Origin of the sequence: Paenibacillus sp. OT2-17 (assembly GCF_009827695.1) — a bacterium.
GTDB classification, from domain to species: Bacteria; Bacillota; Bacilli; order Paenibacillales; family Paenibacillaceae; genus Paenibacillus; species Paenibacillus polymyxa_B.
In genome coordinates, this window is record NZ_WUDQ01000214.1 from 1 (window position 1) to 5,861 (window position 5,861).

General features: G+C 43.6%; 5 protein-coding genes and 1 pseudogene. 3 read left to right on the forward strand and 3 right to left on the reverse strand.

Going from position 1 to position 5,861, the window contains the following annotated elements:
- On the reverse strand, positions 1-883 hold an 883-nt coding region (locus GRP75_RS17635; protein ID WP_160789936.1), incomplete at its 3' end, for an ankyrin repeat domain-containing protein.
- 205 nt (positions 884-1,088) lie between these two features.
- Here GRP75_RS17635 and GRP75_RS17640 point away from each other — a divergent pair.
- The 3 genes and pseudogenes from GRP75_RS17640 to GRP75_RS17650 all read left to right on the forward strand — a co-directional run bounded on the left by GRP75_RS17640 (position 1,089) and on the right by GRP75_RS17650 (position 2,594).
- On the forward strand, positions 1,089-1,763 hold the full coding sequence (locus tag GRP75_RS17640) for a Crp/Fnr family transcriptional regulator (RefSeq protein ID WP_028542883.1): 675 nt from the start codon (positions 1,089-1,091) through the stop codon (positions 1,761-1,763).
- Positions 1,764-1,839: 76 nt separating this feature from the next.
- Positions 1,840-2,010 (forward strand): annotated as a pseudogene (locus tag GRP75_RS17645) (DNA alkylation repair protein); the annotation flags it as partial.
- Positions 2,011-2,183: 173 nt separating this feature from the next.
- Positions 2,184-2,594 carry a DUF4183 domain-containing protein gene (locus GRP75_RS17650; RefSeq protein WP_076157079.1) on the forward strand — a complete coding sequence of 137 codons (411 nt, stop codon included), beginning with the start codon at positions 2,184-2,186 and terminating at the stop codon, positions 2,592-2,594.
- 93 nt (positions 2,595-2,687) lie between these two features.
- On the opposite strand, the gene GRP75_RS17655 is transcribed toward GRP75_RS17650, so the two are convergent.
- The gene (locus GRP75_RS17655) at positions 2,688-4,382 is read right to left on the reverse strand and encodes a methyl-accepting chemotaxis protein (RefSeq protein WP_076157082.1); all 1,695 of its coding nucleotides are present in this window, start codon (positions 4,380-4,382) and stop codon (positions 2,688-2,690) included.
- A 346-nt stretch (positions 4,383-4,728) separates the two neighbouring features.
- A partial coding sequence (locus GRP75_RS17660) for an ABC transporter substrate-binding protein (RefSeq protein WP_160789937.1) occupies positions 4,729-5,861 on the reverse strand: 1,133 nt, incomplete at its 5' end.

The following is a 5,861-nucleotide window of genomic DNA, read 5'->3' on the forward strand; positions in this document are numbered from 1 at the left end:
CTACCTTCATCTCAACCGTATCTATGAATGAGAAGAAATCAACAAATTGAATATCAAGATCATTTTCTGACAGGTCCACACGGAGCTGATCCCCCGTCAGAAAGGCTATAAGATCCTTCGGAAGCTTGTAGCTTTTTAAAGCATGTCGTTTATTTTCCAGATTATGAAATGCTGGAGGCTCTACAGACTTTAAATACTCAGCCATTTCTACGTTTTTATTACTTAGTGCAATTGTATATGCCCGTTCTCCATCTTTTTCTGCCAGCGTCACATCAGCGCCTTGCTGAACCAAATACTTCACCATCGCAAAATCATTGTTGCGTGCCGCCACTGTCAAAGGCGTGGCTTTATAAGGATATACCATATTAGGGGCATTGAAATTAATATCTACGCCATGTTCCAATAGTAATGCTACTGTTTTCAGGTCATGCTTACTAACTGCGTTGCGGAGTGTTGCTCCAGCATGCTGCTTCATATCGAGGCCCAGCTCATGGATAAGCAGCATATTGCTTTTGTTACCGTAGTAGGCTTGCTCATAGGCACCGGATTTGACATGATTTTTCCCGTCCAGCTTGGCGCCATGGGCGACCACATAACGGACAATCTCTTCGGTACCATAGCGAACAGCCGTCAGGAATGCGGGATTATCCTTCACATTAAGTTGAACCCCCTCATCGACCAGTAGCTTCAAGACTTCCATTTGCTCAGTGATGAGTGTAATATCCAATGGACTTAATGTCGTATATTTACTGAGTACGATCCCTTGTTCTATATCCCAGCCTTCGGTGAGAGCTTGGCGTAAAGCGGATATATTGCCTTGAACGATATGCATCGCTATCTCAGGAAGAACCTCGAAATTGCCTACATCTTTTAATTTAATCATCGTTATTACCTCACTCTTTATGTATCTACTATCAAACATGCATATCTATTTTATACCAACCTCCCCTTTACATAAATCCGACAGATTCCCCAAAATTCATTATTCACTCTAGCGCAAACAAGTGAGTAATAGAGGTCAAAATACCTCAGAGAAGCTATAATTGTATTATGATTCTGTATACCCTGTGCAACGAAAAGGAGAACATATGAATAGCATTCAATACCTGTCCCAATTTAATTTGCTTCATAGTCTCTCATTAGAAGATTTAATTGAAATGGACCAAATGACCTCCATTACGACTATAGCGAAAAAAAACTTTATACAAACCCCAGAGACCTTTTCCGAGGGACTTTATTTTGTGAAAAAGGGAAAAGTACGTCTGTATAAGCTAAACGCTGACGGAAAGCAATTTACTTTGGATATCCTCAGCGAAGGAAATGTATTTGGTGAAATGGATATGATTTCACTGGGGACAAGGGATATGTATATAGAAACGATAGAAGAATGCGATATCTGCCGGATGGACAAAGACCGATTCGAGCATTTTTTAATAGAACATCCCCGGTTCATGATGAACATGATCAAGGTGTTAAGTGACCGAATCTCAGGAATGAGCAGTCTGGCCCAGCATTTAGCTTTGGGAAATTTACAGGATAAAATTTTGTATGTTCTTCTGAAATTGTCCGATCAGTTCGCCCTCCAAAGCCGTGAAGAGTATTGCAAAATCAATTTTCCTCTCTCCCATCAGGAAATTGCGAATCTGGTCGGGGCCACCCGTGAGGCTGTAACAACTGCTCTTCAGGAGCTTGTCAAAGAAAAGGTCATTAAAACCGGCTTTAAGACGATTTACATCCATCGCGAAAAGCTAATGAAGTTGTAAACTACATTACATCTATACTCCTACCCAAAAAAGTATCGTATACCTATCAGACAATTTACGATATGGAGTGAATGAAATGTTACACCGAAAAGGGGCCCGCAAAGGGTCAGATATTCCTAATGATGTGCTTCAGCTGCTACAGCAGGGGCGGCTTGAGACGGTGAATCTCACCGAATGGCTGGCTGTCGATCATGTTGTACTATTGCAAAATACTCTTGATGAATTTGGCTTGCAGCGATCATCCGATGTCTTCGCTTGATGACTTCGGATACCAAAGAAACGAAGCGAATAGTAACCCGGGCCCAAAGAAGCTTGAACAAAGAGAAATAATTGGAAGACTCCTCCCCCATCCAATCCATATCTAGAATATTCACATAAACTATAATATTTATCTGGAATATTAGGAATGGAGGAATTCCTATGTCTATTATTCGAATCTATCTGGAAGCAGACAGTATCGTATCTGGAAACATTGCTATTACAACAAGTATCAATGTCACTCCAGTGGTTAATCGTTACACAGCTATTGTCGTGCTTGGTAATATATTAGGTGGAGTGACCACTATCCCGGCACAAAATTTCACAAATGATAGTGGTACTTCAGTCGCGGCAAACAGTCTTGTTGTTCCGACCATTAGCGGATACTATAATGTATTTGTAAATGGGACGTTGCAGCGAGGCGGCTTAACAACGCTTTCTGCTACAAATCTAATTATAAATACAGGCCTGATTGTTGGTGCAACAGTAGTCGTTGAGGTTGTTAATTTCAACTCTAGTGCTTCCTCAACCTCTGTCAACAATGTCACAGTAACGACTACCATAAGCGACTGAGAGAAAGCCTTCGTAAAATTACTATAAAAAAACCGCCAAACACAGGGTTTCCCCTCGTCTTTAGCGGTTTATTTCTCTTTGAACCTCGAATATTTAAATCTTGAAGTTCTCCACAAGCACCTGAAGCTTCTCGGCCAGTGATGAGAGGAGCGCTGCGGAGGATTCCACTTCTTGCATGGCAGCAAGCTGTTGCTCCGAAGAGACGGACAGGGACTCTGCCCCTTTAACCGTATGGTTAGAGACCATTACGGTATTCTGAATGGCTTCAACGAGCCCTTCAGAGATCAGCGCCAGATCCCGAACTGTGGCTGATATTTGCTCGCTTTGGGAAGACATGTCGGAGATGGAGACTTCAATCTCGGAGAAGGAGCGCCCGGCTGATATGATCAACTCCTTGCCCTGCATCATTTCGTTCGTGGAACGCTTCATAGTTTCTCCTGCCTTGTCCATTTGGGCGATAATCAGACTGATCAGTTCGCTGATTTGTGTGGCAGAATTGGCAGAACGTTCGGCCAATTTGCGGACAGAGCCAGCGACAACGGCAAAGCCCTGACCTTCTTCTCCGGCGCGCGCAGCTTCTATCGCTGCATTCAAAGACAGCAAGTTGGTCTCCTCGGCGATGCTGGCAATGGTGCCGACAATGTTCTCAATCTCCTTGGAGTGGCTGCCAAGCGTATGAATAATGCTTGAGAGATCGCCGATGCTTTCGCTGACAACTCCCATTTGGGAGGTGGTGGAATCCATTGATTCCCGGCCAAGGCGTGCTTTCTGGACATTATCCGCGGCCTTGTTCATTGCGATGTCCGCATTGCCAGCAATATCGCTGATGAAGCGGGACATATCCTGAATAGCTTTATAGCTTCCTTCCAGGTTTTGCAGTTGGGTATGCGCCCCATCTGCCAACTCAATCGTAACATTCACGCTATGCTCTCCAGCACGGTTCGTTGCCTGTGCGCTGGCAGACAGCTCTTGAGAGGAAGAAGCGACCAGCATAGAGGTGTCATTGACCTGAGTAATCAGGTTGCGCAGGTTCATTGTCATATCGTTGAAGTCGCGGGCCAGCGTCCCGATTTCATCCTTGTTTTTGAAGAGAAGCGGTTCATGGGTAAGGTCGCCCTTGGTAATGGTGTTCACAGAGGCTGACAGCTTGGTAAGCGGACTTACCATATGGCGAATCAACAGGTAAACAACAAGGATAGCCACGATGAAAATGGAGCCGCCAATAATAAAGGGCTGAACAATAATATCCAACGTCCGTTCCTGAATTAACGAGCCGTCAAAATTGATGGCCATCAGTGCAACAATGGGCTTGGTGGGATCATGGTCCTGATAAATGGGGCCGTATCCAGTTTTGAGCGAGGTTCCTTCATATGTATAAACCTTGGAATATGCTGAATGTTTCATGGTAGTTATCATTTCTTTGTCTTCGTCTGTAAAGTAGAAAGAATCGCCAGCTTGATAGCCTCTTTGCTTAAAGTTGGCATCGGCGGCCAAAATTTTTCCATCTAAAGAGATAATAAAAGCCTCCTTAAAAATAGGCTTATGGGCTACAATCCAGCCGATCCGGTCTTCAATGGCAGCAAGTTTGCTGTTATCTCCACTGACCAGAGCCGATATATCCGCAGGATCTATAAGGCCAGTCGTAATATTGGCGCAACCCACCAGCTCGATTCCAGCAGCTTCATCCACTTGATGGTAAGCGGTACGATATCCGAAGTATCCAATGGAGGAGCCTACGAGAAGCAATATGATGAGCATCATCCAAGTTAATTTTGTTGCCAGCTTCATTATTTGAACCACCAATCCTGACTCTAATAAATTTTTGTGACAATCCGTTTTCACTGCTACGATTATAGCCTATCAACACTTACTATAATATGGCATTCCAGTGTCGGAAGATGTCGTTTTTTGTGAGAATAGTCACTGTTTTTTGTAAACGAGGACGTTGCAGCGAACGACAGTCATTAATGGCGTGGTGACGACTACAATAAGCGACTGAGGTGAGTGCCTCTGTTGAATTACGACAAAAAAACTGCTAAACACAGAGGTTTATCCTCGTTTTAGCAGTTTTTTTGTCTATGAATCAAGTGTTTCATCGGTAACGTATTTTCGATTTTTATAGCTGTATTCAGCTTTATTTTTTGTGGGCTAATAAGAGATTAACTATGGTATCCAATTGAAGCTCCAATGAATAAGGGTCTTCCATCACAAACTCATCCCCTTTATCGCTAAATGAACCGTACATATAAACCTGTCCTTTTTTTACAGCCGGAAGGCCTTTCCATAGCTCACTATGCAGAATCTGATTAGCCCCTTCATCTTCTGAACCGTATACAAAGATGTGATCTCCCATATACTCGGGTAAAACTTCAAGCGAAATATTTTCAAATCCTTCTTTCATGTTCAATGCCTTTTTGGTAGGTGGCAGCTTTAGCATCTGATAAATGGTCGGACTTCCGTAATTGCCGCCTTTTGCTGCAAAAACATATATCGATTTATTGGCGACTTGTACAATTGAAACCGTCTCTCCGTCTTTAACGATACCTTGAATTTTCGTTCTGGCCTCTGCAGCTTTCTTCTCATATTCAGTAATCCACTGCTCGGCTTCTTTCTGCTTGCCAAAGATTTCGCTAATTCTGCGGAATTTATCCAGCGGTCCCGCTGTAGATTCGCCTTCCCAATACGGCAGGAACACAGTCGTTCCTACCTTTTGGTAGCTGTCGATGTTCTTTTCGATTGAACCGATAATTAAATCCGGTTGCAGAACGGTCAGTTCCTCCAAATCCATAGGAAATTCACCGAGATCCTTGATACCGGCCAATTTCTCTTTGGGATATCCCGATTGATCAATCCAAGCCTCATTCAGCATAAAGCTTCTGACCCCCACCGGAATAATCCCCAGCTTCAAAAGATGACCCATATACTGATCCGATGCCACTCGTTTCGGGTTTGCAGGTACTTCCACATCGCCTTTTAATGTCTTAACCGTTCTTGTCTGTGCTTGCACTGCCGCTTGTCCATCGCTGTTGGATGATGTCGCTGTATGATTAGCCTTCGTTTGCGAGCTTCCATTTGTATTCGTCGGAGCCGAGCAAGCTCCCAGCATCAATGATAAACACAGCATAATCATCATGGCCGTTATTTTGACTCTTCCGTGCATAAACAAATCTCCTTCCGCGTTATACCGATATTGATAATCAATATCAGTATAACGTGCGAAAGATGTCCGCTGAAGGGCATATTTAAGCATCGTTTGGGGCATATCCT